General features: G+C 42.4%; 21 protein-coding genes. 7 read left to right on the top strand and 14 right to left on the bottom strand.

Features of this window, described 5'->3' with window-relative positions:
- Positions 1–38: 38 nt before the first annotated feature.
- The 9 genes from BBG47_RS11105 to loaP all read right to left on the bottom strand — a co-directional run bounded on the left by BBG47_RS11105 (position 39) and on the right by loaP (position 15,583).
- Positions 39–5,885: a type I polyketide synthase gene (locus BBG47_RS11105; protein WP_065291760.1), complete on the bottom strand. Its 5,847-nt coding sequence runs from the start codon at positions 5,883–5,885 to the stop codon at positions 39–41.
- Between the two features lie 128 nt (positions 5,886–6,013).
- Positions 6,014–8,338 (bottom strand): ABC transporter permease, encoded by a 2,325-nt coding sequence (locus tag BBG47_RS11100; RefSeq protein ID WP_065291769.1) that lies wholly within the window; start codon positions 8,336–8,338, stop codon positions 6,014–6,016.
- A gap of 2 nt (positions 8,339–8,340) precedes the next feature.
- Positions 8,341–9,045: an ABC transporter ATP-binding protein gene (locus BBG47_RS11095; protein WP_065291759.1), complete on the bottom strand. Its 705-nt coding sequence runs from the start codon at positions 9,043–9,045 to the stop codon at positions 8,341–8,343.
- A 239-nt stretch (positions 9,046–9,284) separates the two neighbouring features.
- The gene (locus BBG47_RS11090) at positions 9,285–10,382 is read right to left on the bottom strand and encodes a dihydrolipoamide acetyltransferase family protein (RefSeq protein ID WP_065291758.1); all 1,098 of its coding nucleotides are present in this window, start codon (positions 10,380–10,382) and stop codon (positions 9,285–9,287) included.
- A gap of 6 nt (positions 10,383–10,388) precedes the next feature.
- Positions 10,389–11,381, bottom strand: a complete 993-nt coding sequence (locus BBG47_RS11085) for an alpha-ketoacid dehydrogenase subunit beta (RefSeq protein ID WP_065291757.1) — start codon at positions 11,379–11,381, stop codon at positions 10,389–10,391.
- 20 nt (positions 11,382–11,401) lie between these two features.
- Entirely contained in the window at positions 11,402–12,460 is a 1,059-nt protein-coding gene (gene pdhA / locus BBG47_RS11080; RefSeq protein ID WP_065291756.1) for a pyruvate dehydrogenase (acetyl-transferring) E1 component subunit alpha, read from the bottom strand.
- A gap of 91 nt (positions 12,461–12,551) precedes the next feature.
- Entirely contained in the window at positions 12,552–13,775 is a 1,224-nt protein-coding gene (locus BBG47_RS11075) for a class-II aminoacyl-tRNA synthetase family protein (protein ID WP_065291755.1), read from the bottom strand.
- Positions 13,776–13,806: 31 nt separating this feature from the next.
- Complete coding sequence (locus BBG47_RS11070; protein WP_251485314.1) at positions 13,807–14,955, bottom strand: acyl-CoA dehydrogenase family protein; 1,149 nt, start codon at positions 14,953–14,955, stop codon at positions 13,807–13,809.
- Positions 14,956–14,974: 19 nt separating this feature from the next.
- A complete protein-coding gene (loaP, locus tag BBG47_RS11065; RefSeq protein WP_065291754.1) occupies positions 14,975–15,583 on the bottom strand; it encodes an antiterminator LoaP in 609 nt (202 codons plus the stop codon).
- A gap of 949 nt (positions 15,584–16,532) precedes the next feature.
- Between loaP and BBG47_RS11060 the strand changes: the two genes are divergently transcribed.
- Complete coding sequence (locus tag BBG47_RS11060; RefSeq protein ID WP_065291753.1) at positions 16,533–16,970, top strand: hypothetical protein; 438 nt, start codon at positions 16,533–16,535, stop codon at positions 16,968–16,970.
- 67 nt (positions 16,971–17,037) lie between these two features.
- On the opposite strand, the gene BBG47_RS11055 is transcribed toward BBG47_RS11060, so the two are convergent.
- Positions 17,038–17,580, bottom strand: coding sequence for an NADPH-dependent FMN reductase (locus tag BBG47_RS11055; RefSeq protein WP_036667277.1), 543 nt, complete (start codon positions 17,578–17,580; stop codon positions 17,038–17,040).
- 257 nt (positions 17,581–17,837) lie between these two features.
- Here BBG47_RS11055 and BBG47_RS11050 point away from each other — a divergent pair, with 257 nt between their 5' ends.
- A complete protein-coding gene (locus tag BBG47_RS11050; protein WP_065291751.1) occupies positions 17,838–18,452 on the top strand; it encodes a diadenylate cyclase in 615 nt (204 codons plus the stop codon).
- 31 nt (positions 18,453–18,483) lie between these two features.
- Positions 18,484–19,098, top strand: coding sequence for a diadenylate cyclase (locus tag BBG47_RS11045; protein ID WP_065291750.1), 615 nt, complete (start codon positions 18,484–18,486; stop codon positions 19,096–19,098).
- Between the two features lie 21 nt (positions 19,099–19,119).
- Here the strand turns inward: BBG47_RS11045 and wrbA are convergent, their stop codons facing one another.
- Positions 19,120–19,728, bottom strand: coding sequence for an NAD(P)H:quinone oxidoreductase (wrbA, locus tag BBG47_RS11040; protein WP_065291749.1), 609 nt, complete (start codon positions 19,726–19,728; stop codon positions 19,120–19,122).
- Positions 19,729–19,944: 216 nt separating this feature from the next.
- Positions 19,945–21,447 (bottom strand): GMC oxidoreductase, encoded by a 1,503-nt coding sequence (locus tag BBG47_RS11035; RefSeq protein WP_254659802.1) that lies wholly within the window; start codon positions 21,445–21,447, stop codon positions 19,945–19,947.
- A gap of 201 nt (positions 21,448–21,648) precedes the next feature.
- Between BBG47_RS11035 and BBG47_RS11030 the strand changes: the two genes are divergently transcribed.
- From BBG47_RS11030 to BBG47_RS11015, 4 genes are all read left to right on the top strand, one after another.
- Positions 21,649–22,593: a ring-cleaving dioxygenase gene (locus BBG47_RS11030; protein WP_065291747.1), complete on the top strand. Its 945-nt coding sequence runs from the start codon at positions 21,649–21,651 to the stop codon at positions 22,591–22,593.
- Entirely contained in the window at positions 22,593–23,210 is a 618-nt protein-coding gene (locus BBG47_RS11025; protein WP_175400514.1) for an alpha/beta hydrolase, read from the top strand. Before BBG47_RS11030 ends, BBG47_RS11025 begins: the two co-directional genes overlap by 1 nt.
- Positions 23,211–23,214: 4 nt before the next feature.
- Positions 23,215–23,826, top strand: a complete 612-nt coding sequence (locus BBG47_RS11020) for a flavin reductase family protein (RefSeq protein ID WP_065291745.1) — start codon at positions 23,215–23,217, stop codon at positions 23,824–23,826.
- Positions 23,827–24,048: 222 nt separating this feature from the next.
- A complete protein-coding gene (locus BBG47_RS11015) occupies positions 24,049–24,432 on the top strand; it encodes a hypothetical protein (RefSeq protein WP_065291744.1) in 384 nt (127 codons plus the stop codon).
- A 160-nt stretch (positions 24,433–24,592) separates the two neighbouring features.
- Here the strand turns inward: BBG47_RS11015 and BBG47_RS11010 are convergent, their stop codons facing one another.
- Together BBG47_RS11010 and BBG47_RS11005 are read right to left on the bottom strand one after the other, a co-directional pair.
- Positions 24,593–25,138 (bottom strand): hypothetical protein, encoded by a 546-nt coding sequence (locus BBG47_RS11010; protein WP_065291743.1) that lies wholly within the window; start codon positions 25,136–25,138, stop codon positions 24,593–24,595.
- 224 nt (positions 25,139–25,362) lie between these two features.
- Entirely contained in the window at positions 25,363–26,544 is a 1,182-nt protein-coding gene (locus tag BBG47_RS11005) for a multidrug effflux MFS transporter (RefSeq protein ID WP_065291742.1), read from the bottom strand.
- Positions 26,545–26,953: the final 409 nt, after the last annotated feature.

Genomic DNA, 26,953 nt, shown 5'->3' with positions numbered 1-26,953 from the left:
CTCCTCCGAAGTACGAAGTAACAGGTAAATTATCGTCGTTAATTAAGCAGGGAGTTGATCTCGGACAAAATATCCTCGACGGATTCTTCATTATTGGTTGCGTTGCTGCCATTCTGTTCTGTCTCTTCAAAGCTCATAGCTTCGGTTACTAAATAGCCATTCAATTTCCGTAAGGATGGATAATTGAAGAAGACAGAAATGTCGACTTGCAGATCCAACAGTGCCTTTATTTCATTTCTTAAGGAGAAGATCATTAAGGAATCTACTCCTTGTTCGGTAAAGGAACTATCAACCGATAACTGATTGATATCCTGAAATCCGATAATGTCAGCTGCAGCTTTATGCAGCAAGGATAATAGATACTCGGATCTCTCCGTTTCACTTAATTCATGGAGCTTGGCGATGACATCTTCTTTTGCCGCCGATTGTTCACCTTGTGTTCCTCGCGAATGATTGTTCGTGATGAAGTTGCTTAAAAACGCTGTCACTTCATCCACACCAGTCCGCTGACTAAATAGCTCCCAATTTGCATCGACAACGACAATGGAAGCAAGATCCTTATGAAATACCTTGTCAATCATTTTCTTGCCTAGCTCTTTGGACATTCCATAGAGCCCTTTATTCTCAATGTTCTTTAATATATTGCTGTTGCTTGTCGCCATCCCAGCTTCTTCCCAAGGTCCCCAGCAAATCGACATCGCCGGCATTCCCAGGCTTCTTCTGTATGCTGCAAATCTATTCATAAAGTAATTGGCCGCCGCATAATTGGCCTGCCCCATATTCCCTACTACCGATGAAATAGATGACATCATCACAAAGAAATCCAAGCTCTCATCCTGCAATGCATGATGCAGGTGGAAGGATCCCCATACCTTTGTCTTGAATGCGTTTTCGAAGCTGTTCCAGGTTTGATCTTTGATCATCTTATCATCAATGATACCGGCCGCATGAACGACACCTTTAATCGTCAGGTTGTTCTGTTTCAACTTCTGTACCATTGCGATTACGTCAGCCTCGTCACTCACATCAGCCTGTTCAAGGGTGATGTGCACTCCCTTTTTCTTCCACGAGTTCATCGTTTCAAGCAATTTGCCAGAGGCTTGGCTTCTGCTTACTAATATGATGTTTTTGGCGCCTCTGTTGATCAGATACTCTGTGTAAACTTGACCAATGGAACCAGTGCCGCCTGTGATCAAATATGCGGCGTCATCATCAATTCGAATCGCAAGCTCCTCTTTATTCGCACGGCTCTTGGAGTTTCTAATCAGCTGAGGAATATACCTCTTATGCTGTTCTCCGAGCACGACCTGCTTCTCTTCTCCATGTAGGATTTCGTTGATAATGTCGTCTATTTCGTTTTTTAGCATATGGGTATCTGTATCAATAATGCCATCCCATAACAGCGTATGCTCAAGACGAATAACTTCGGTAAATCCCCATAACGGAGCTTGATAGAGTGATGTAGCTGCACCTTTCACTGCGTCATCTATCTGATGCACATTATTCGTTATTACCTTGATTTTCATTTTGTTGGAGTAATTTAATTCAGTTATCGATTGAACGAGATGCAATAACCCGCTGCATTCCTTTTCAACGGTATCTTTCAATTGGTCAGCAGTCAGATTATTTAGCTTAGCCTCATCTGCTGTACTTATATAAATAAGCTTGCACGTATCCTTTCCATATCGACTCGCGATATTTTCCAGCAGCCTCTTTACGTCGTGCTTATTGGTGTACGAAACAAAGAAGATATCATCATCATGCTCTACATATTTATCACTTTGTATGACTCGAATCGAAGGTATTCCATAACCATTTAACCTTTCATGGAATCGATCGATGATATCCGGGTCATTACCGATGAGTACCATTTTTTCGTTACCGCCAGCTTTTGTATTCTTGCTGGCTCTAGCTTGTTCCATCCATTCCACTTGATAGAGCAGACGCTCGCCATTATTATTTATTTCTTTGAGTAAGGTATCCCGCTCCGTTACCTTCGCCATTAACCTCTCAATTTCAAAGACGATTTCTCCCTTTTCATTGTAGACATCGATATCGCCCACTACGCCGGATTGTTGAGAATCATCCACCTTAATATGGCACCAATAGCTTTCGGCATCTCTATAGTGATATTTCAATTTGCCTAACGAGATGGGAATAGCGGTCTTTAATGCATACGCCTCTCTTTGTGAGTCCATTCTCATGCTCAATTCGGATACAAAGAATATAGATTGGAAGATAGAGTCTATCGTACCTGCATACACGATGTAGTCTTTGCCATTTGGAATGTCCTTTTTGGGATCGATATAGCAGAGTCCTTCAGCTTCACCCTTCCATACTTTCGAGATTCGGGTAAAGCCGTCCCCTAATTGAAAACCAAACTTTTTCATTACATCATAGGCATTGTATCCGGATGTTACTTCAGGGTACTTGTTTGTGAGCTCATCAATCGACACACGCTTCTCTGATTCACGCTCTTGTTCTTGGGACATGAGAATATTTCCCTTGCAATGTGTCATCCAATTCTCATGCTGTGACTGCTTATCTGTACTTACAAGTTCAAATTTCATTTGCTCAAGATTAGTATCCTCGATAAGGAATTGCACAACCCGCATCTCGTCTTGTATTGCTGTTAATGGGGCATGAAATTCCACATTGGATATCGTACTGCTTGCAGGATTACGGAAATCCTTAGCAATCGAGATGAGCATAGACATATGAGCAGCAGCAGGAGCTATCGCGGTATCGAAGATAATATGTTCCTGCATGAAATACGGATTCTCTACTGTATACGTAGATTGGTACAAGGCACTATTCTTTAGATATGGAGTGCTGATTCTCTGTCCAATAAGCGGATGGTAGTCAGTACCTGCAAGCGCAGGCATGCTGTCCTCATGAGAGCACACTGGCTGCATCCAGTAAGAAGCTTCCCGATCAAACACATACGCAGGCAATGCTACTCGATTGTATGAACGATTGAAGCTTGTCTCGAGCCCTTCCCACAGGATCGATACGCCATGGCAATACAGTTCTCCTAAGCAATGCATGATTTGCTCCCATGCATTTTTCTTCATATCAAGAGAGTTCAACAACAGATGCTCTTTATTCAGGATGAGCTTGCCAAGCGAGCATAATGTGTTGTTTGCTCCAATTTCGAGGAATATGGTGTTTTGCGCATCCTGTAATTGGGATAATGCATGGTAGAAATCGACTTTATCCTTGATGTGATTCGTCCAGTAGTCGGCGTCTAATACTTCATCTTGTTCCACGGCTCTCCCGAGGGTGGCCGATATATAGGTCAGCCTACTGCTTCTAAATTCCACCTCGTTCTGCGCAACATCTCGAAATTGCTCCAATATCGGAATCATTAAGTGAGAATGGAATGCATGAGATACATGCAGTCGATTCACTTTCACTTTTCTGTTCTCTGCTTCCGTCGAGATTGCCTCAACAGCATCCCGCTCTCCGGATATTACGATACTCTCTTCTGCATTATGCAGGGCAATAGACACCTTACCCTCATAGCCTCTCAGCAGATCTTCGATCACAGTCTTACTTGTGTAAATAGCCGACATTGCTCCCTCTCCCGGAGCTGAATCCATCAGTTGACCGCGAAGCGCAACCAGCTTCACTGCGTCCTCAAGTGTCAGAATGCCAGCGGCAACTGCTGCAGTATATTCCCCTATGCTGTGGCCCAGCACGATTTCAGGAGTAACCCCTACACTCTCCCAGAACTTGAGTAATGCATATTCGATTGAAAAGATTAAAGGCTGTGCATAGAGGGTTCTCGCAATATCTTTCCCGGTATATTTATCGCTATAGATCATTTCTACTAACGACTTATTGATAAACGGCTCAAATAATCGATCACATTGGTCAAAAGTCAATTGGAACGAAGGGTTATGTTCGTACAACTCCTTCCCCATGCCGACGTACTGCGATCCTTGTCCCGTAAACAAGAACACCAGCTTGGTGTCCTGATGCATATCGATGTGTTCACGATGTCTCGTGGAGATCCCCGCTTTGTTGTTCGTATCTATGTAGGCTTGCAGCCTGTTCACTAACTCTTCTCGGTTCTGACCCGTAACCGTAAGCCTGTAAGCAAAATCAGCCTTGGCCTTATTATTGGTATACGCAAAATCGTTGAGCGCAATCTGAGGGTTTCTCTTCAAATATGCAAGATTGCTTTTCACATTTTCGACTAATGCCTTTTCACTTTTGGCAGCTATTTTTACGATAGTGATAGGATCAGTATCTTTTGTCTGTGGCGCTTCTCTCTTAGGCGGCTCTTCCAAGATGATGTGGGCATTGGAGCCTCCGAAGCCAAAACCGTTAACGCCCCCCCTTCTTACTCGACCTTCGCTTTTCCAAGCTGTATTTTCAGCAATAACGGAAACCGGTGATTTCTCCCAAGGAATAAAAGGGTTAGGCTCATTAAAGTTCAAATTTGCAGGGATAACCTCATTTTTGAACGCTAATAGCACCTTGATAATACTAGCCACTCCTGCTGCCGCTTCCAAATGCCCAATATTCGATTTCACCGAACCAATCTGAAGCGGATTGTCCATAGCTCTATCTTTGCCATAGGTATTGACAACGGCCTTCACCTCAATCGGATCACCAAGCTTAGTACCGGTTCCGTGCATTTCCATATAATCAACATCGGAATAATTCAATCTTGCTTCTTTTAGTGCTTTCGTGATTACTTTTTCTTGAGCTAACCCATTCGGTGCCGTTAATCCATTGCTCTTGCCATCTTGATTGATCGCGGTTCCTCTTACGATACCAAGAATATTATCGTTATCCTTTTTTGCATCACGCAGGCGTTTTAAGATCAACACCCCGCCGCCTTCACCTCGACCATATCCATTTGCTGCAGCATCGAAACTTTTACTTTGTCCGTCGGTAGATATGGCTTCCAGCTTGGAGAAGCACACATGAACGGCAGGTGAAATCATCAAATTCACCGCACCCACGACTGCGGTATCTACCTCACCAGATTTAATCGCTTTGCTAGCTAAATGAAGTGCAGTCAGGGAGGAAGAACAGGCGGTGTCCACACAGAAGGAAGGCCCTTCAAACCCAAACGTGTAGGAGATTCTGCCGCAAGCGGTACTGAACGTTGTTCCAGTAAGCGAGTAGGCATCTATTTTAGTTAAATCTCCCGATTTATAGTGGCCGAACGAATACTCTTCTCCGGCGATTCCGATATATACCCCCGTGTTGCTTCCATAATGCTGAGCAATATTGATGCCCCCATTTTCAAATGCCTCCCATGTCAGTTCCAGCAGCAGTCGCTGCTGCGGATCGAGAGACTTGGCTTCTTTGGGTGACATATTAAAAAATTTCGGGTCAAATCGATCAATGGGTATGTTTAGAAATCCACCCTTCCTGGAATACATCTTTCCAGGCTCTTCTTTGTTATCGCTAAAATAGCGATCAACATCCCATCGATCTGCTGGCATATCACAAATGCCATTAATTCCGTTCATTAACACGTCCCAATATTCCTCAGGACTATTGGCTCCCCCTGGAAAACGGCAGCTGATTCCGACAATTGCAACATCATCATCGGAATTAGGTTCTTCCGAGTTCCTGCCCGGGTTCTCATTGCTCAATGCAGATGTTTCTGATTGGTTTAATGCGTTGTATAAGAAGTCCGTATACAGATTGATGTTCGAGTTCTCAAAAATCGATGTAACTTCGATATCCAGCCCAAATTGCAAGGACACTTTTTTTGTAAAAAGTGGGATGTCCACCGACACTAATCCCAAGTTGATAAATGGTTCGTTGTAATCCTCCACTTTTTCATCCAAAATGTCTTCCACTAATTCTGCCAAATACGCCGTAATCTCAGCTTTGGTAAAGGATTTTTCTGCACTCATCTTGTCTCATCTCCTCCTTAAAGGATTCCTTTCTTGGCTTCTTGGTTGGTTTCTTAACGATTGAGAATCTCTTGCTGCATATAAAAAAACAGCCTACAGTTCTCAAAGAACGTAAGGCTGTTTTTTCACTACTCCACACTCTTCAACGATTCAATCATATTGATTCGTGATACTTTTCTCCGTAGCAGTAAGCTTGAAAGAATAGTAAGCACGAATGCAAGAATAACCGCTATCAGCATGACGAATAAGTTTAATTGATTCGGAATTTGCTGATGGGCACTGGACAACGCCTTCACGACAAGGGTATACATGTAGCCACTAATCGGTAACGCGATAATAACCGCAAAGGTGGTAAGGATAATATTCTCGAAGAAGATAAGCCGGTTTATTTTGGGCTTCGGATAGCCTAATACCTTTAATGTGGCCAGCTCACGATTTCGCTCATAAATGTTTATGGAGGATATCGTATAGATTGCGCCAAAAGAAAGTATGATGGCACTGATAATAAACATGATGAAAATAAAGCTATTTTGCTTCAAAATATATTGCGCGGATTTCTTCAAGTCTGCCTTATCCGCAATCGTATCTACCTGTTTATCTTGTTCGAAGAAATGACGAACGCTAGGAAGGTCTGAAGCGCTGCTTGATTCTACTACTAGCGACGTTGGTTTGTATTCGATGCCAAAGCTTTGCAAATACGAAGGCGTAATATAAAACGAAGGGTTCGAAAACTGGGTGGATATTTGTACTACCTTCATTTCAACTGTTTTGTTGGCAAACTCTGGCGAAGTGAACTTGATTTGAATGCTATCCCCTTCTGCAATCTGATAGTTGTTGGCATACGATTGGGGTACCAGCACACCGTTATCGTTCAAAGCGATCGAATTGCCTTTTTCGTCGAAGAAGTGGATAAGACTGTTTTCTTTCTCTGTAACAATTAACGTAGCATTTTGTTTAGTGTCTCCTTTTATGAATTCCATGGAAAAGTTGGATAAATCATAACTGCTCTTAATGCCCGCGGGGAGTTGTATCGTCTTCGGGGCACTTTCTTTCGTGTAATCGACTCTTAAATCATAGGTGTTCACCTTTTCAATTTGGTCGGCAACCTTTTGCAAGGATGTCATTGTACCAAAAGCTGTAATTAACAATACCGTGCTCACCACCACGCCAACTGAGCTGGCGATTGCTTTTGGTTTATTTAAAAATATATTTCTCAAGATGAGCTTGTAGTTATAAGAAATATTACTCCAGATCCCTGGAATTCTTTCGACGAGCAGCTTCTTCATCTTCTTAGGTGGTTTGGGGCGCATTGCCTGAGCTGCACATTCTCGAAGGATGGCTCTGCCGCTTAAGTAACAGGACAGGATTCCGAACGCGCTAGAGACAAGAATGGGAGGAATCACGGAAGTTAAGGACATAGAGAAGGCAATGTCAGGCAGCGAGTAGGCCTTAGCATTGGATACCTTAACTAATGGAATAAATATACTTGAAGCAGCTATGCAGCCTAGTATGGAGCCTATAATCCCTACAAGTACCGGGTAGCCCATGTAATGGAGCATGATGTTTCGGTTTTTTATACCCAGCGCCTTCATGATACCTACTTGATTTCGCTGCGAATCAATAATTCGCGTCATGGTGAGGAATAGAATAATCGCTTCGATAATAAAGAGAACGAGCGGGATAACCTTACTCATCAAGTTATTGTTATGAATGGTTTGCTTCAGTTGGGAATAGCCGAATGTACGCTCTTTACTGACTTGGTTCACATAGGTGAGCTCTGTGGATTGCGCTTTAATGGTTTGGCCCAATTGGTCAATATCGTAACCTTCCTTCGCATCAACCAAGATTTCATTATAGGTTAGGCTGCCTGCGATTCGTGGAATTGCCGCTTCAGCTATATAGGCCACTCCAGAGGATTTATGATCTTGAATCTCGTTCTTTTTTACATACTCCACGTTTTCGCCCAAGCCGCTAATGGTGAATGTCATCGGATTGTCATTCACGCTGAGATGAATTTGAGAACCGACTTGGTACTTATGCTCTTTAGCATAATGGGAATCGAGCAAGACCTCATCCGCTCCTGACGGAATTCGGCCCTCAATGACTGTAGGTGTGTTAATTTCATTATTTGCGGGAATCGAGTGAATTTTGATTGTAGCCTTCAAATTTTCAAAAACTTGTGTTGCATCCAAGGTATACCGTGCTTCGATTTTGTTAATCCCTTGGTTTTCGCTTAAATTAGTGACGTCCTGCTTGGATATGTGATCGTAGTAAACATTCAAATCGCTTAAATTATGTGCCGTATAGTAAGCCTTTGTATAATCGCTAAGATTACCGCTTAACGTGAACAAACCTGCATAGAAAAAAGCGCCCACTGCGATAACCAACACAAACGCGAGAAATTGTCCGATCGATTGTTTGATATCTCTGAGTAATTTTAGAAATAACTTCATCATTACCACTCGATCCCTTCAACATTCTGTTTGTCCTGATTGATCGTCACGCTCTCGATCATCCCGCTCTTTACCTTTATTATTTTGTCCGCCATAGGAGCAATTGCGGAGTTATGTGTGACCAGGATCACGCATTTCTTCGTTTCCTTGTTCAAATCTTGAAGAAGCTTTAACACGGCTTTGCCTGTCACATAATCTAATGCCCCTGTCGGCTCATCACACAGTAAGAGCAACGGATTCTTCGCAACGGCTCGCGCGATCGCTACGCGTTGTTGTTCTCCTCCAGATAGTTGGGAAGGAAAGTTTTTGATGCGGTCTTTTAATCCAACCTTGGATAACACATCTTTTGCATCCAGATGGTTTTTACATACTTCCGTGGCAAATTCAACATTTTCAAGCGCATTCAAATTCGGAATTAAGTTATAAAACTGAAATACAAAGCCAACCTTCTCGGCACGATATTCGGTTAATTTTTTTTCGTTCAACTTCGTGATTTCTTGATTGCCAACAAGCACTTGTCCTGTTGAAGCCGTATCCATGCCGCCAAGGATATTCAGAATTGTACTTTTTCCGGCGCCGCTGGCACCTAGGACAACAACGAACTCCCCTTCTGCTATGGAAAAATCAACACCGGCCAAAGCCTTGATCGGTACTTCCCCTACTTTATATTCTTTTGTTACGTTTCTGAATTCGATCAGATTTTTCACTTCTTACATCTCCTCATAGCATATTTTTGAATTTGGGGTTTGACTCGCTTCCCAATTTCCTAGGGAGATGGAAAAAGTCAAACTACATTTCGTTCCTATTCCAGATGTCAGCGATATTCGGTAAGTTTATCAAGTGAGGTACACCCTTAGGTCTCTTTTGCTAATGAATGTAAATGAATGTCTTGGATGTTGGATTGGATGGGAAAGTATTCTAATTCAAGGGTGTCATTCCATAAATATTATTCGTTTAATGAGGAATTAGACGTTACGCTGTGAAAATGGAGTTCATCTAAATATGTTTCATATTGACTCTCTAGATTAGCCTTAAAGGTATTGATGAATCGGAGTCCGTCTGCACCATCAAAGAAACGATGATCGAACGTTAACGTAATCGGAAGCATTTTTCTAACCACAATCTCGTCATTCTCGGTGACAACTGCTTTTTTATCCGCACGATATAAGGCAACAATAGCAACTTGGGGATAAAAAATAATTGGCGTTGCGAAGCCTCCCCCTATTGCTCCCACATTACTAATTGTAATTGTTCCCTCTCGTGAATCTGTAAATAACAATTTTCTTGACCTTGCTCTCTCGATGAGATCATTAATCTCGTCAGCCAATGCATCAACTGGTTTTTCATTCACCTGTTTAATATTAGGAATAACGACTCCGTCGTTCGTGTCCACCGCAATCCCAATGTTATGAGCTGGAAAGAGCTTCAATGAACCGTTATGCTCATGAGCGTTAAACAACGGATATTGGCCTAGCGTTAGAGATAATGCTTTCAAAAAGATTGGTGTCAATGTGAAGCGTACGCCATGATTCATCTGTAATCTTTGCTTATGCATGAGCAGATTTGTAATATCCGCCTCTGCATAAACCGTTACATGAGGAATGGTTTGCACTGATTTGGTAACAATATTCGCTATTTCCTTGCGCATGGAGGTCATTGTTACAATCGAATCATCGTGCGAATTGTCCACGACTACGTTCGGATAGGCACCTAGGTTGATACCAAAATCATTCCATGCAGCCTTCTTTCCCTTCGTCGCGTCCATTGTTAACCACTCGAAATTTACTGCGTCTGACGCTGCCCCCTTCCCGTGATCAATGACAATGATTACATCGTTAACTGTGACGACATCTCCAGGATGATAAGGCAGTTTGTCAATTACCCCTGCAACCGGTGAAGGAAGCACCGTTGTCACCTTATCCGTCTGGACTTCTACAAGCGGCTGATCCTCAACGACGTGTTCTCCTTCTTTGACGAGATAGGCGACAATATATCCTTCAAAAAGTCCTTCACCAAGTTCCGGAAAATAAAATTCATACTTCATAACGGCTCACCTCTCCAGTGAAACTAGCATTTGTTCGATTTCATGAACAATTCTGTCGGTAGACGGCAGATAATAATCTTCGGTTGAAAATTGAGGGATGGGAACGTCGAATCCCGTGATTCGCTTTACTGGAGATTTCAAATTACTGAACATTCGCTCCTGGATCACAGCGACAAGTTCTGCTCCTACACCACCTGTCAATGGAGCCTCGTGTACGATCACGGCCCGCTGCGTTTTTCTTACGGATTCCTGAATCGTCTCGATATCAAACGGATACAAGGTACGAAGATCCACAATTTCCAGACGAATGCCGTGGGACTTCTCAAGCAGCTCCGCCGCTTGAACCACATTCCAAACCATGGAGCCCCAAGAGATAACTGTGATATCAGTTCCTTCTTTCATAACGTTCGCCTTACCAAGTGAAACCGAATATCGATGCTGTGGTACAGGATGACGCACGCTGCGATAAATTTTCATAGGCTCTAGAAAAATGACGGGATCATTGCCTTCTGCCGCAGCAATAAGAAGACCCTTGGCATCATAGGGGTTGCTAGGTATGACGACTTTTAACCCTGGTGATTGGAAAAAAAGAGACTCAATGCTCTCCGAATGCAGCTCAGGAGCACGTACCCCAGCCCCAAAGGGAGCTCTTATGATTAACGGAACTTCATATTTGCCTTGTGTCCGCATGCGCAGTCTTGAGAGATGTGACAAGATTTGTTCTAAGGCAGGATAGATAAATCCCAAAAATTCGATTTCGACAATGGGTTTAAGACCATTCAACGCCAAACCAATTCCACAACCTACTATACCGGCTTCAGACAAAGGAGTGTCTACTACGCGCTGATCACCATACTTATGAAACAAGTTTTCGGTCACACGGAAGACACCGCCATTTTTACCGATATCTTGTCCTAGGAGAAGTACCTTGTCATCTTCGGCCAATAACAAATCCAAGGTCTCATTTATTGCCTGAACGAGATTCAAGTCCCTCTGCATATCCAGTCCCTCCGTGAAATCTATTGATGATGCTCTTGCATAAAGCGATTGAAACTGCTCTCCTGCTCTTGAATATTCCACGGTTTATTGGAAAGCACATGATTAAACATGATCGCTGGATCCGATTTTGGAATTGTGAGTGCATATTGAATGCCATCATTCACTAATCGTTCCGCTTCTGTAGCAACTTTTTCTTGTACATCTTGATCCAGTACACCCTGTCTGCGCAAATATACTTCTAAACGCAGTATTGGATCTCGTGATTTCCATGACTCACTTTCCTCAGTGCTTCGATAGCGGCTTGGGTCATCAGCAGTCGTGTGAGGACCATATCGATACGTTACCGCTTCTATTAGAGTTGGCCCTTTACCGCTTCTTGCAGCTTCCAAGGCGTTTTTGGTCGCAACATACACAGCAAATACATCATTACCGTCAACCCGAACATTCTCCATTTGATAAGCGATTGCTTTTTGCGCTATGGTTTCACTGGCAGTTTGACGGGAGAACGGAACACTAATTGCATAGCCATTGTTTTGGCAGAAAAACACTACTGGCGCTTTGAAGACAGAGGCCATATTCAATCCTTCATGAAAATCCCCTTCTGAGGTTGCTCCATCGCCAAAGTAAACAAGAGAGCAAGCACGTTCATTCTTATATTTACTAGCCCAGGCAGCCCCCGCTGCCTGGGGAATCTGTGTCGCAATCGGGACATAAGGAGGAAGGATATTTCGGTTATCGGGTGGGACACACCCCTCAATTCTACCCATCCAATACCAAATGATTTTTACCATCTCATATCCGAAGGTCAGCATCGCTGCATGATCTCGATAGGTAGGAAACATCCAATCCTGCTCCATTAGAGCCATAGCGCTTCCAACTTGACTTGCCTCCTGCCCTTCGAACGCAGCATAAGTACCGATTTGGCCCTTTCGCTGCATGTTCACCAGCTTCCGATCAAATACCCGATTTAATACAAGAAGCTTGTACATCTCTATGGCCAATTTCTCGTTGATTACCATATTGTCAATTCGTAATGTGCCATCGAGTTCTAAGATTTGAAATAGACGCTGTTGCTCCATCCAATCCCCCATAATTATAAAATTTTAAAAACAGCTTTGATAGGTTGCTTCATCACAGGCAAGCAGTCGAAGGTTCATCGTGTCGTTCGATTTATTCAGCGAGAAGAGCTTCTGGACATGCATTCGATAAAATCTTTGCCCAATGTTTCTCGTCCAAACCGTGTTGGCAAATAAACGCATATGCTAATCTTTCTATACCGAAACCAACACATCCAGTTGAAACCCAATCTTCTTCACCACGTTTAATGTTAAATTGCTCACCAAAGAAGTGATCGTGAAAATTAAAAGAGGCTGCTGCAATGGTTCGATCGCATGCAACCTTTAATCGGAGCTCGTATTTGAGTTCTTGCATTCTTTGATTAAATATTTTCGCCGCCGTATCATGGCTGCAGAAGAATGGATCACTAGCGATCTCGCAGTGTCCTTCCAATCCTAATCTTTGAAACAGAGAAAACGATGCTTCCATAAATTTTTGTCGGCTATCCAACACGAAATCTCTGGATCCCATAAACACAATTTCACGTATCGAAAAGTCCCATAGTCTTTCTAATGTGCGATGATACTTGGATTCATAACGGAACGATTTTCCGATAGCTGTAACGACACGATTTTGGGTTTCAGCATGCTGCGTATTTTGGAATTGATGAAAGGTGTGGTAACACATGGTTGGAGGCAAGCAGTAGTCGACATTTTGACAGTAGGGTAGTAAATAGGAATCGAGTTTGTCGTGAGATTTGTACTCATCGAGGAAATCTTGATAATTATCAATATCATTATGAAGCCTCGTAACAAACATTAAGAAATGTGGGAACGAATTGAAATATCCGCATTTCTCTAAGGCTTTTGCCGAAATTAATGTTGGATAGCGGTATTCGGTTGCCCCAAATTGAGATATCGTCATTTCTTTAATCAATCGATCTAAGGAGTCCATTAAGAGGATCAGCTTATCTCCGAAGCATACCTGGCCTTCACCCATCTCATAAACCATTTGGTTTTCAAGCAATTTATCAAATACATCATCCTGAAAGTTCGTCCCGCTTTTATTGGATTCCCAAACAACTCGTGGTGGTATCACCATTTGAAGCAAAATTTCGTTTTCGATCACAGAGATGAGTTTATTTTTAATTTCAACTGGGTCGGTTCCTGGCAAGAGGCTGACCTCAATGCCATCAATCGTACTCTCACCTTTAATCAGTTGAAATTGCTGGATGTTGGCAGAGACGAAAAATATCCGTCTTTCTAACTCCTCGGCGTGGTTAATGGAGATTGGTTTATCAAGTAGAATGCAATGACTATTATTCATCGTAATACCCATTCCTTTCTTCTATTCTGATTGATTTTTCAAATCAGTTTTTTAATAGATGAAATGCATCCTGTGCAATTAAGACCTGCTGAATCTGAGTGCTTCCTTCTACAACCTCCATAATCTTGGCATCCCTCATATATCGCTCAACAGGGTAGTTGCGGCTGCAACCGTTCGCTCCGTGTATTTGAACCGCATCCTTCGCCGCCTTAAAGGCATGGACAGAAGAAAAATATTTGGCCAACGAAGTAGCAAAGGTAGCGGTTACCTCATTCTTGTCCCATAACTGGCCTGCTCTGAAGCAGAGGTGCCTTGCAGCGATCGTATTGGTCACCATATCAGCAATCATTTGTTGAATCAATTGATGCTCTTTCAAATAGTGATCAAATTGTTTTCTATCCGTTACATAGTCTAAGCTCGCATTCAAACAAGCTTGAGCTAAGCCAACGGCTCCCCAAGCTGTGCTATACCGTCCATGAGTTAAGCCGTTATTAGCAACAAGTGATAGCCCGAAGCCGACATTACCAACCAAGTTGTCGGTCGGCACTCTGCATTCTTCAAAACGCAATTCAGCTAACATGGATCCTTTGAATCCTAACATGCCAGTTATCGGACGGATGGTTAGGCCCGGTGTATTTCGTTCAACTAACAAGGCTACGGCTTGTCCCTCACATTGTGCAAATACCAAAAAGACATCCGCTCTTTGTGCGAAGGTAATCCAGTTTTTTTGTCCTGTTATAACGTACTCTTCTCCCACTCGTTGAGCTTTCGTTTGAAGGTTCTTGATATCACTTCCGATTTGGGATTCTGTAATCGCAAATGCAGCCATGAGTTCGCCTGAACTCATCCGTGGCAGCCAGTACTGCTTCTGCTCTTGGGAGCCCCACCGTAGAATAGAGGAAGTGACCATCCCTTGAACACCAATGATATTCCGTAAATTTGCACAACCCCGACCAATCTCTTCATTCCATAACCCGTAAGTAATGTAGTCCATGTTAGCCCCACCGTATGCAGCAGGGATCGGTGCTCCCCAGTACCCTTTCTCCATTATCTTCTGAAGCATGGAATCCGGCACACATTCCTCTTGATCAATATGCGCTGCTACGGGTACGACTTCAGAATCAACAAAAGCTTTAAATTCCTCTTGCTTCTCTTTTTGTTGCTTCGAAAGTTCAAGATTCTCGATAAACAAAATATTACCCCTCTTCTTTTTAGTGATGGAGTTGTCTATCCGGCATCAAGATTTCAATTCCTACATCAATCAAGCGCTCACCACCCGAAAAACTAATCGTAATTTGTGCTCTTCTTTTTCTCTTGTCAATTTTTTTGATCATCCCTTCTAAGCCATACAACGGTCCAGATTGAACACATACCTTGGAATCTTCCACAATAACGTTTGAGTACTCGATAATATTTTCATGATTGATGAGCTGCAGGATCTGTCTGATTTCGCCCTCATCTATTTCGTTGAAAAAATCGTCGCAATTATTGTCTGGATGTCCCACTTCTAAGAGTGGTCCCATTGACTTCTGTGCCCTTCGATTAACTTTGTCTAGCATAAACGTTGAATTGCGGAGCAATCGATAGTACTTCGGTATTTTTTTTAGCTCATAATACATGGTCGGAGTCATCTTCGTATGAATCAATAGATAGCCAGGAAATAATGTTTTGACGACACTGTGAAATTCCCCATCTCTTTTTTCAGGAACTAGCCGTTTCGGAACACATGAATACAAATCTGCTTGGCCGAATTGTGACTTCAAGCATTTCTGAACCATGTCTTCACTGCCCGTTTCCACAAAAAGCGCATACCATCCCATACTATTTCTCCTTTTGACGGCATAATTCAGATTCTGTCCGGATTTGAAATTCAATTATTAACCCGTGAACTATTTTCTATGTAAACCTGTTTATTGCGCTTATGTATCGTTATCGTAGAACAAAAAAAGGATCAGGAATTCATAGGTCGCTCCTCATCCATGTCTACAATATTTTATTAATCCATCATTTTTACTCTAAAGGCATAGCTTCGCCACTAATCTATCTTCTTTAAAAAAATAGACTATTGCCTACGAGAACTATGTCCACTAAGAAAAATTAACGTGCCTAAACAACGATTAATCTTTACAGAGTGATTGTAGTAAGTCTTGTGTACGCTTAATATGTGCCTTTTTCCCTTTTCATCGTCTCATTTTTGCTAAACCCTGTCGTTTCATCAAATGCTTCGACGACAAATTCGACACAAGGATCAGACTTTATTTGTTATGTATGGTTATATTTAGACATTATACCTCCTTGATGATTTAGTGTAAATATATAGAAAGCAACTAAAATGAGTATTTGAAACCGTTCACTGCAGGCTACTTAGGTTTTGGATTTTCACACTTATTTACCAAGAAAAGGGTACCTCGTTTTCATAGTAAAGGGGCTTAAGGAAATCGTCAAGTTCCTAATTTTATCTCCTAATCAGGAACGCTCACGGTATCAACCTTGTTAAGGCAGCTAAAATAATGACTTAAGATCTAGAGATGATGCTTCACAGCAAACCGATCATCACGCCTTACATGTGAAATGAGTAAGGGGAACCATGACTGATGAAGGACACTCGGTTCAAGAAATTAAGGAAAATGACCCAATCTAAGAGGGATACATTATTTTAATTACGTAAATCATTATGGTGTATTTACTAATTACTGGATGAGTGATATCATTTTCCATGGCAATAAATAACTGAATTTATAACAGAAGAAATAGATTGAGGAGGAGTCAATGTTGAATGTATCCGCTGCGCTTCGTTCACATACATCCTTGTCTAGAACATTATTTATTGTATATTCCATTTTGACGATTATTTTTTACTACAGTTATGGAATGCTTGACTATTTCCGACTTAATCATTCGCTAGAGCTCGATACTGCCATCCAGTATGAAAAATGGTCATCTACTTTTGGGGCACTATTTTATTATTTATTCTTTATTGCATTACTAACCATCCATTTTGTATATCGCAACAACATGAGGGACTTACATGTTTACTTGGTACTAATTGCTGGGTTATTTATAGGAATGGCCTGCATAAATGCAGTAATTTCTTTTGCCATCCCCTTACCTATGAGTAAGTTTGGACAACCGTTGATCATAGTCACCGTATTGCTTATTACAGATCTGCTCGCAATGTGGTTTCGAAACAAAGAAATGACGACGTAAACGATAAACAACCCCAAGACTCGTAGCCATGACGGCATGAATCTTAGGGTTACTCGTTATAGGTCTATTAACGAATTGTATATAAAGCTTTGGACCATGGGATCAATTGGTCTAACATTTGATTAACAGAATCGGCTTGGACTGCTTTTGGTTTGAAATCAGTACCATTTTCAAAATCTGTGAATAGCGACAATGCTGGATGTACACGCACATCTGCAATCAATAGCTCACCCATAATACCGCGCAGATGCTCGGCTGCTCGTGCACCACCTACAGAGCCATAAGATACAATACCCGCAGCTTTGTTATTCCATTCTACACGTAGATAATCCAGTGCATTTTTGAGAGCACCTGTAATGGAATGATTGTACTCTTGTACGATGAATACAAACCCGTCTTGTTTCGCAATCACTTCTGACCAACCTTGTGCACCAGAAGCATCTTGCCCTGGTTCACCTAGTAAAGGCAACTTGTAATCTGCAATATCAATAATTGTATAGTTCGCATCTCCCCGTTGATCTGCAATGTCTTTGACCCATTTTGCCACCTGCGGGCTTACACGACCTTCACGTGTTGATCCTATAATGATTCCGATATTTAATTCTGCCATTGCTTTTTCCTCCTTATTTTTTGAAGTAAAGAACTTGGTTAAAAACTTCATCCTTACTCTCACCTTTCAAAACCCATAAATGTTCGAACTCGTATATCTTGAATTCGAGATGTATAGTAACATGATGATTCTCTTTTCGTCAACTTTTCTGCGCTGGGAAATAATTCAGAACATTAATATGTAAGACCACTCGGATGAATGAAATCACTCATAATTTAAAAGGGAATGGAAACAATATGATGTAAAGGAGGTTGCGTATGGAAAGTAATTGCGATTTATTTTCTCCTCAGCAGACTGATGTATATAATCAATTTCAACAGCTGTCCACGAAGATTAATAGCATGTTGGCGTGCATGGATCAGGAAGATATCGATATTCTAAAAAATCTGAAGTTGCTCTCTAAAATATGTTCTGATACGGGAAAGCTGGTTTCCGCCTATCATTTGAGTCGACTTCTTCATCCCTATACAACGCAATGCAATGAAATTTTCAAAGCCATTAAGCTGCTGAGCGATCAACGGAAAGGTGCCCTTATTATCATTGAAAGAGAAGATAATATAAACGATTTGATCACCGTTGGCACTCCTCTATCCGCAGAGATCTCAAGTACGCTGTTAGTTTCCATTTTCCATACAGGGAGCCCGCTGCACGACGGTGCTGTCTTAATTCAGAAAGATACTATCGTCTCAGCGGCAAATGTACTACCGCTAACCCGGAAATTATACAAGACTAAGCTCGGTACTAGGCATCGCGCAGCGATTGGATTATCCGAAAATACAGATGCTCTAACCTTCATCGTATCTGAGGAAACAGGTGCGAAATCATTTGCCTTTAACGGCTCGTTATATGGATTTGAAATTCCTGACGAGTGAACATATTTACCATTAGGAGTGCATTGTTGATATGAAAAAACACAGTACCCATGATGATTTCTCGCAGCTTCGGAACGAAATGAACGAAAGGCTAACGGAAATCGAAAAAAAGGTGAATCAAAATATCGCCTCTCTCAGTCATAATGATATTGGCATCATTGACATTGTCCAAAAGTTGTCAAGAGAACTGCTTGAATTGGAAACGACTGCATCAACATACTTACTTAATCGTATGTTGTCCAAGTATACGAAATGCAGTACTGAATTATCACTAGCCATACATAAACTTAGCCGAAAACGCCAAGAAGCTCTCATTGTAATAGAGGCTGACGACCCTGTAGCACCATTTATAAACGGGGGGATACCCATTAATGCGGTAATTACAAGTCAACTATTAGAATCTATATTTCAACCTGATAGCTTGCTTCAAGAAGGAGCTGTCCTCATTCAATCCGATTTGATTGTTTCCGCTTCCAACACCTTGCCATTAACTGAGCAAATTTTTTGGGATCGAGCAGCAGATATCCGGGAATTATCAGCAATCGGCTTGTCAGAAAAGTGTGATGCATTGATTATATTAATCACGAACGGCGGTACAACCTATTTCTCATTGGAAGGCAATCTTTTTCCTTTCTCAGCTTCCTGAACAGCAACGGACAGAGTCATACTAATTACTGCCTGCTACGATCCATTTTGCGACGTCTACGGTACGTTTGGCTTGATGTTTTACTGCAGCCTGAACATCCTCTACCATTTTACCGTTTTGTACAGTTACGCTTGTCCCATAAGGATTTCCCCCGGCTGTAAAAAGGGATGGATCCGTATACCCTGGAGAAACTATAATGGCACCCCAGTGATACATAGCGGTATAGATTCCCAGAATGGTTTGCTCCTGCCCGCCATGGGGATTTTGAGCTGAAGCCATCGCGCTAACCACCTTATTAGCTAACTTGCCATGGAACCATAACTTCCCTGTGGTATCTAAAAACTGTTTCAATTGCCCGGGCATTGTGCCGTAACGTGTCGGCACGCTAAAAATAAGGGCATTCGCCCATTCAAGATCTTGAAGAGTTACAACGGGTACATCCTTCACATGATCGACATGTTCTTTCCACGCTGGATTTTCTAGTATTGTCTCTTTAGAAGCCAATTCTGGAACTTGTAATACTCTTACTTCCGCCCCCTGCTCCTTGCCGCCTTCCGCAGCCCATTGAGCCAAGCGATAATTCGTTCCTGTCATGCTGTAAAAAATAACTGCCAGTTTAACTGCACCCATCCTACTTGCTCCTATTCTTCACTAGGAATCATCATTTACTTCAAAACAAACTTACTATGAGTTTCGCCTCCTGATTCATGTTTCATACGTCTTCTTCCATCTGTGGCGGGATAGGTTCAGGTCAATCTCTGGAAAAGTTTTTATCCTGGGAGGTTCATTATTAAGTCGCTGAACAAATGCCTGGAAACCATGAACGCTCCCAAGTAGAAACTACCTTTACCTATTCGTACGCACAATATGATCTGCTGTTCGAAATGCTAATGCAACCGTAGAATTTGTCGGGTTCGCTGCAGCAAGAACGGGTATCACGCTATTATCTGCGACGTAAAGACCGGAAACTCCATGAATTTCTCCATAATGGTTAGTCGCTGAGGTAGCGGGGTCAGTTCCCATTCGGCAGGTACAAGATTCATGAACATCGCTACCTGGCGGAAATAAGGTAGGCTCCCCATCTAAAATTACTCCCATTGCATTTGCCGATCGAGCAATACCATCACGCATTTGCTGAATCACTGTATATTCTTTGTTGCTATAAGAAAAATCAACTTGGTTCAAAGGCACGCCGTATTCATCTTGACGGTTTGGATCTAAATAAACTCTATTCTCTGGCCGCGACTCCACTAAACCAAAGGCAGCATATACGATACTCAGTTGATCCGGGAGCACCTTATCCTCGAATTGCTGGTATGAGAAAAATTGATTAGGACCTAAGATTTGGATTTGATACGGGGATTCTCTTGTTTCACGTTTCAAGATTGCCAGGTTGCCAAGATTGTCTGAAAACTCACGACGGCTTATTTTCCCCGTACCCAATACAAATGAATGGTTGGTTAAATAACGTCCAATTGCCTCTCCTTGTATGCCCGAATTGAGCAAAACGCGAGGCGTTTCCAACGTACTTGCAGATATAACAATGTTTTTGGCTCGAATGGTATGCGTTTTTTTATCTGGAGATATTACACTTACGCCTGATGCTTTTCCATTTTCGACGAGCACCCGAGTCGTATAGGCATTCACTGCAAGATCAAAAGGTCTATCATTTAGGGCATAAGCAAGAAAATGAATGGAACTGAACCATGCATTAGAATGAATTTCCCCCATACGTGGGCCTCTCATATCAATGGCAAGAGGCATATCAGTTGCTTCTAGTACTCCACCTGCATGAAGCCGATTCATAAGAATCTTCTGCATGGATGAACCATCGGCATAAGATGTAGTGCAATGCAATACACGTTCTGCAGTCCTAAAATATGCGTCCAATTCTGCTGGATGAATAGGCCAAGATTGAAGTTGAAACTCTGCGGGTCGAGGACAAGCAGCATTCCAAAACAATGTTCTCCCGCCGAGAGCAAACGTTAACCTAGCTCCTGAAAATTCCGGAAGCCGCTCCCCGATAGGAGTAGAATTATCGGGCCATAATTGATCACGCATCCGGTCGACATTCATGGTGGGGATATTTAATGCATGCGAATGAAATAGTTTATCCCCTTTTTCAAGAATCCCTATTTTCTTCGCCCCTTGATTTCTCCATAACTCGCATAATCTATATAGCATCGCTCCCCCACCTGCGCCACTCCCAACAATAAGCACGTCATATTCTGTATTGGCCATTTCATCGAGCGATTTGGTAGGTATCCAATTATTAGGGTACACCCACATATGGATCATTCCTCTCCATCTTAGAGTCCACACCATTTTATTACCCGCTTCTTGTCTCATATTCCAAATTCATTAAGCATTCTGCTCCCTTTGCTTTTTAATATCTTGATTTCGAGATAATATGTGTTATACTAACTTTTATAAAGCAGCTTATTATTAATTATTATTAGAAAAGGAGAGCAGCGTTCCAATACGAAGGTCTTCTAAATTGAAAAAGAGGTTATGGGAAACAATAAAATAAATGCAAAAGGAGCAATTATCATGGAGAAACATACAACAGGTATTCACCACATCACGGCATTTGCTAGAAACGCGCAAGAAAACATCGATTTTTACGCAGGGATACTAGGTATTCGTCTTGTAAAAAAGACAGTGAATTTCGATGCCCCTGAGGTGTACCATTTTTATTTCGGGAATGAAAACGGAAGTCCCGGAACGATTATGACGTTTTTCCCTTGGGAAACGGGACGGAAAGGCCGCGTCGGCGGCGGACAAGTGGGAGTGACAACGTTTGTCGTTCCTACGGGCTCATTGGACTTCTGGGAAGCGCGATTGCAACATTTCGGCGTGCAAATTACCCGTAAAGATAGATTCCGCGAACAATTCTTGCAATTCTCGGATCATGACGGGCTGCAGCTCGAAATCGTGGCACGAGTGGATGGTCCGAATAGCAAATGGTCTTTTGGAGGAGTCCCTGTGGATAAGGCCATTAAAGGGTTCGGTGGAGCCGTATTGTACAGCACTCATCCGAAGGCAACCTCTGAATTGCTTGAAAACGTGATGGGACTCGAAATGATCGGGCAAGAAGGAGACTGGATGCGCTTCAAAGGGAGCGCCGATCTTGGCAATGTAATCGATATTAATATTGCACCAATGGAACGCGGTTCGGGCGGATACGGAACCGTGCACCATATCGCATGGCGCGCCAAAGACTTTGAGGATCATGAGGAATGGAGAGAGCATGTTGCACAAGCCGGATATCACCCAACTCCGGTCGTCGATCGTCAATATTTCAATGCAATTTATTTCCGTGAGCAGGGGGAAATCTTATTCGAGATTGCTACCGATCCTCCAGGATTCACCCGTGACGAGACATTTGAGGAACTTGGTACGGACTTGAAGCTGCCTGCACAATATGAACCGCTCCGGGCGCAAATCGAGAAACTCCTACCTCCTATCCAAGTACGCGAATTGGAGGGAAAATAATTATGCAGCATATTTTTCAAAAAGGCACGGATCCTTCAAAGCCTACACTCGTCCTGCTCCACGGTACTGGCGGAACTGAGCATGATTTACTCCCGGTAGCGCAAATCGTATCGCCGGAGTCTTCCGTGTTGAGCGTGAGAGGGAACGTACTTGAGCACGGCATGCCTCGCTTTTTCCGCAGATTAAGCGAAGGCGTTTTTGATGAAAAGGATCTTATCTTTAGAACCATTGAGCTAAATGAATTTCTGAATGAAGCGGCGACCAAGTATGAGCTTGATCGCAACAACTTCATTGCAGTCGGTTACTCCAATGGAGCCAATATTGCCGGAAGCCTCTTATTTCACCACCAAGGTTCTCTAAGAGGAGCAATACTGCATCACCCTATGGTTCCGCGTCGCGGGCTGAAACTGCCCAACCTGTCCGGTACGCCTGTATTTATCGGTGCAGGAACGAACGATCCGATTTGCGCACCGCAAGAGACGGAAGAATTGCAGACGCTGTTAACCCAAGCAGGTGCACATGTAACCGTATATTGGGAGCAGCATGGCCATCAATTAACGCATTCTGAGGTTCATGCAGCCTCATCTTGGTTACAAAGCCATATCATTCAGGGGTGAGCCCATGTTAACCATTTATCCGGAGGAGCAAACGGAGCGGGATAATTATAAACTGCTCATCGGCAGCATCCTCCCGAGACCAATCGCGTTCATCACAACATTGTCTGCTGAAGGCGTGTTAAATGCCGCACCTTATAGCTATTTCAATATCGTCTCTGCTGATCCGCCCATGATTTCTGTATCTGTTCAAAGGAAAAATGGCGTGCGCAAAGATACTTCAAGAAATATGATGGAAACAGGTTCGTTTGTTGTTCATATATCGGATGAGGATTACATCGAGGCAATCAATCTAACCGCGGCCAATCTTCCGCCTGATGAGAGCGAAGTGGACTTCGCACAACTTACTTCCATCCCAAGCACTAAGATTAAGGTTCCAGGGATTGCCGAAGCCAAAATCCGCATGGAATGTACGTTCGAGCAATCTCTTGCTCTCGGCGGAACGCCTTCGTCTCCAGCATGTGATCTCATTATCGGGAGAGTCGTGTGCTTTCACATTGCGGAAGAATTGGTTGAGAGCGGGCGTATCGATGCACAACGATTAAAGCCTGTGAGCCGATTAGCCGGTAACAACTACTCGAAGCTAGGTAAAATCTTTAGCATTGATCGACCCAAATAATTGATAGTTTTGAGTTCGCAATCCTACAAATCAATGAATCACAATATCCTCATTCGATTAAAGGCTGCCAATCATTCTGGCAGCCTTCTCTTTACATACTGATAACATTTTATTTCCTACAATAAAAATCGGAATTAACTGTTTACAAGAATCCGATATTGAGTTATATTTAACATAACTTCCAGATATTACTTACAAAACTATCAGAGGAGTTGAATTCGTTTGAAGAAATTGCTTATGTCATTATCAGTACTGGTCGCCCTGGCTACAGCAGCACCTGCATATGCTTCCACTGCACCTATCGATGCTGTCAAGCCTGAGGTTCAACAAACACAGAAGTTCGTTAAGTACTTTGCACTTCGTCCCAATGAACTGAGCTCACTGGAAGGGATCTATTTGAAGAAAGGCCAACAGCTTACGGTCTATGCACAAGGGAGCTATTCGTACTTTTCGGTATATGACTCGAGCAATCATCTCGGGACATTTTTCAACAGCAATGTAGGAAGAATTTTCACTGCGACTGAAGACGGGTATCTGTATTTGCAGTTTGCGGCACCTTCCACCTATACAATCAACCACATCACGGCTACTTATTTCATTAATTGACCTTAGGTTGATATAATACCAACCACATTTCTTGCAAAAACAAGAAATGGATTTGCTAGAAATGAAGACAGCGACAGTTATGGACAACACATCGTCCGAACTGCCGCTGTTTTATATGTTTACGGACTTCTCTATTGAATACCACGCATATCAAATCGAACTACTCACTCGGCATAAAACCAGATCCAAAAGCTTTCCTCATCTTCTGTTGAACAAGAAGCGCATCTTCATAAGAATCAGCCGTTACAATAAAGTCCACATTCTCCTTCATCTCTTTGAAACACTCTATGTTTATATCCTGAAAATCATCATCAAACCAAATCATACCTGCCCAGATAGCTCCTTCCTCTTTATACTTTTTTAGATCTGGGCTATGATAAAGCAAACTTCCTGAATTAATCCCTTTTATTTTTTCAAATATATACGTATCTAATGATTTATACTTGTTCGAAATATCGATGCCGTCAATTCGAATGGAACCTACGAATTTATGTTGTCGTAGAAAAGGTCGAACGAATGTCCCGGATATGTGAATCGAGGTTTTCTTAAAAGATGAAGGGTCTTTCTCATTATAAGTTATAGCAGATCGAACCACATCGATCTTCTTAGGAAATTGGTAGACTTCTAAGAATATGAACGTTGGGATTCCAAATACAATTAGCACTGATAATAAGATGATTAAGGTAGTTTTGAATGTATCATTCAAATATGGTTCCACTCCTATATGAAGTAATATAGATGAACTAAAATACCTGTTTACCTATTCCACTTAGAACTTGGAATTCCTTCAACTCCACTGTTTGATTACGATCGAAATGTTATTCATTTGGTCATATGAAGAAAAAAACAAAAAAAGCCGATTTTCTATTTCAGAAAATCGGCTTCTGTCTCTATGCAGTAGCACTTCTAGTTGCTATGCGTTTACCTTGCTTACTCACTCGAAATTCGTCTGCTCACGATAACCATAATAGCCGCCAGCACGAAGAAGTACATAGGCATCGTCACTAATGAGTCATTATGCAAATAGCTCATTCCGCTCGTAATCAGACTCACGATGAGATAATACCCTAATCCAAAAATAGCCCCTGCCGTACCCAATACATCGCTGTAGCGCATTAGCGCTAGGCTTAAGCAGTTCGGAATCGCCATACCGATACCGAGCAGCAGAATGAAGATACAGGCGACAAATACACCCATGGACAACAGAGATGAGCTTAATCCACTAAGCGTAAAACCGACTAGCGCTCCAGCACCGAGCGCGGTAACAAGACAGCCGATCAGTATGATTAGCTCTGGCTTGTAGGTGGACAATAGTCTCTTCGACAGCATGGCTCCTATTATCGAAGACAGCGCTACAAAAATACCAAAGAAGCCATAGATGCCGGGCGTCATCTCAAAGTATTCAATAAAAACGAAAGGCGCTTCTGCATAGTAACTGAACAGAATGCCATTTGTTGCTCCGATTAGAAAGCCAAATGCCCATACTCTGCCGTCTGCAATGAGGCGCTTAACGACAGATATTGTATTCACATTCGAGGTCGTCGTGGCAACTCTCGTCTCAGGTAAAGAAGCGAACGTGTACGCGAATATTGCCACACTCATCACGACAAGGGTTAGAAATACGGCCTTGAAGCCTAGCGACTGGTCGACCCAACCTCCAATCAGCGGCCCTAGAGCCGGTGTAAAGGCAAGAGCTGCTGAGATTTGAGCAAATACAGCATGACGCTTCGAACCGTCGATACTTTCTCGCAAAATCGTTTGCGTCACAACCGAGCCTGTACTTGCACCGAATGCCTGAATGAACCGGCTTACCAATAGCCATTCCACGGAACCTGACAGGTAACAGCCTAGGCTACCGATTCCATATACGAAAATGCCCCACAGCATAGCAGGACGTCGGCCAATTGCATCCGATAACCTTCCCCAGCAAAACACGCCAAACGCAAAACCAAGAAAATAAATGCTGAGCGTAAGCTGAATCATGTTGTTGCTTGCCTGCAATTGACTAGCAATGTCCGGCAAGGAAGGCGTATATATCGTTTCACTGATTTGTGGAAATCCCACAAGAATAATAAACAAAAGCAATGATGGAGTTGAGATTTTTTGTGCCAACTTGCATTCCCCCTATAATTTCGGAAATCTCAATTACATCATCGAAATGTCAGGGTATCGGGGGTTTGCATTTAATTAATCTTGCAAATGAGAGTGCCATAATGAGTGATCACCTTACATAATAAATAATAGGGGGAAATTCATAATATAAACCACATTATAGCAAAACTTCTTAGCAAGAACCACCTATACCCACCATTCTAACTCCTATATGCTAGGCATCATTTAACTTCGTTTCTATTTACCAATATTTACGCAGGACAAATATGATAAAAATCACCCCGGAATGTGAAATACATCACAATCTTTGTATTAATAATTGATTAAAATTGAAATGAGCATCAAACACATACCCTGTCAGTACGGAACAGCACCCGATATAACCGTAAAATAACGGAGATATTGAGTA

It is taken from the genome of Paenibacillus sp. KS1 (assembly GCF_001680695.1).
Lineage (GTDB): Bacteria > Bacillota > Bacilli > Paenibacillales > Paenibacillaceae > Paenibacillus_B > Paenibacillus_B suaedae.
The sequence above is the reverse complement of the archived record's forward strand: the minus strand, read 5'-3'. Positions and strand labels throughout refer to the sequence as shown.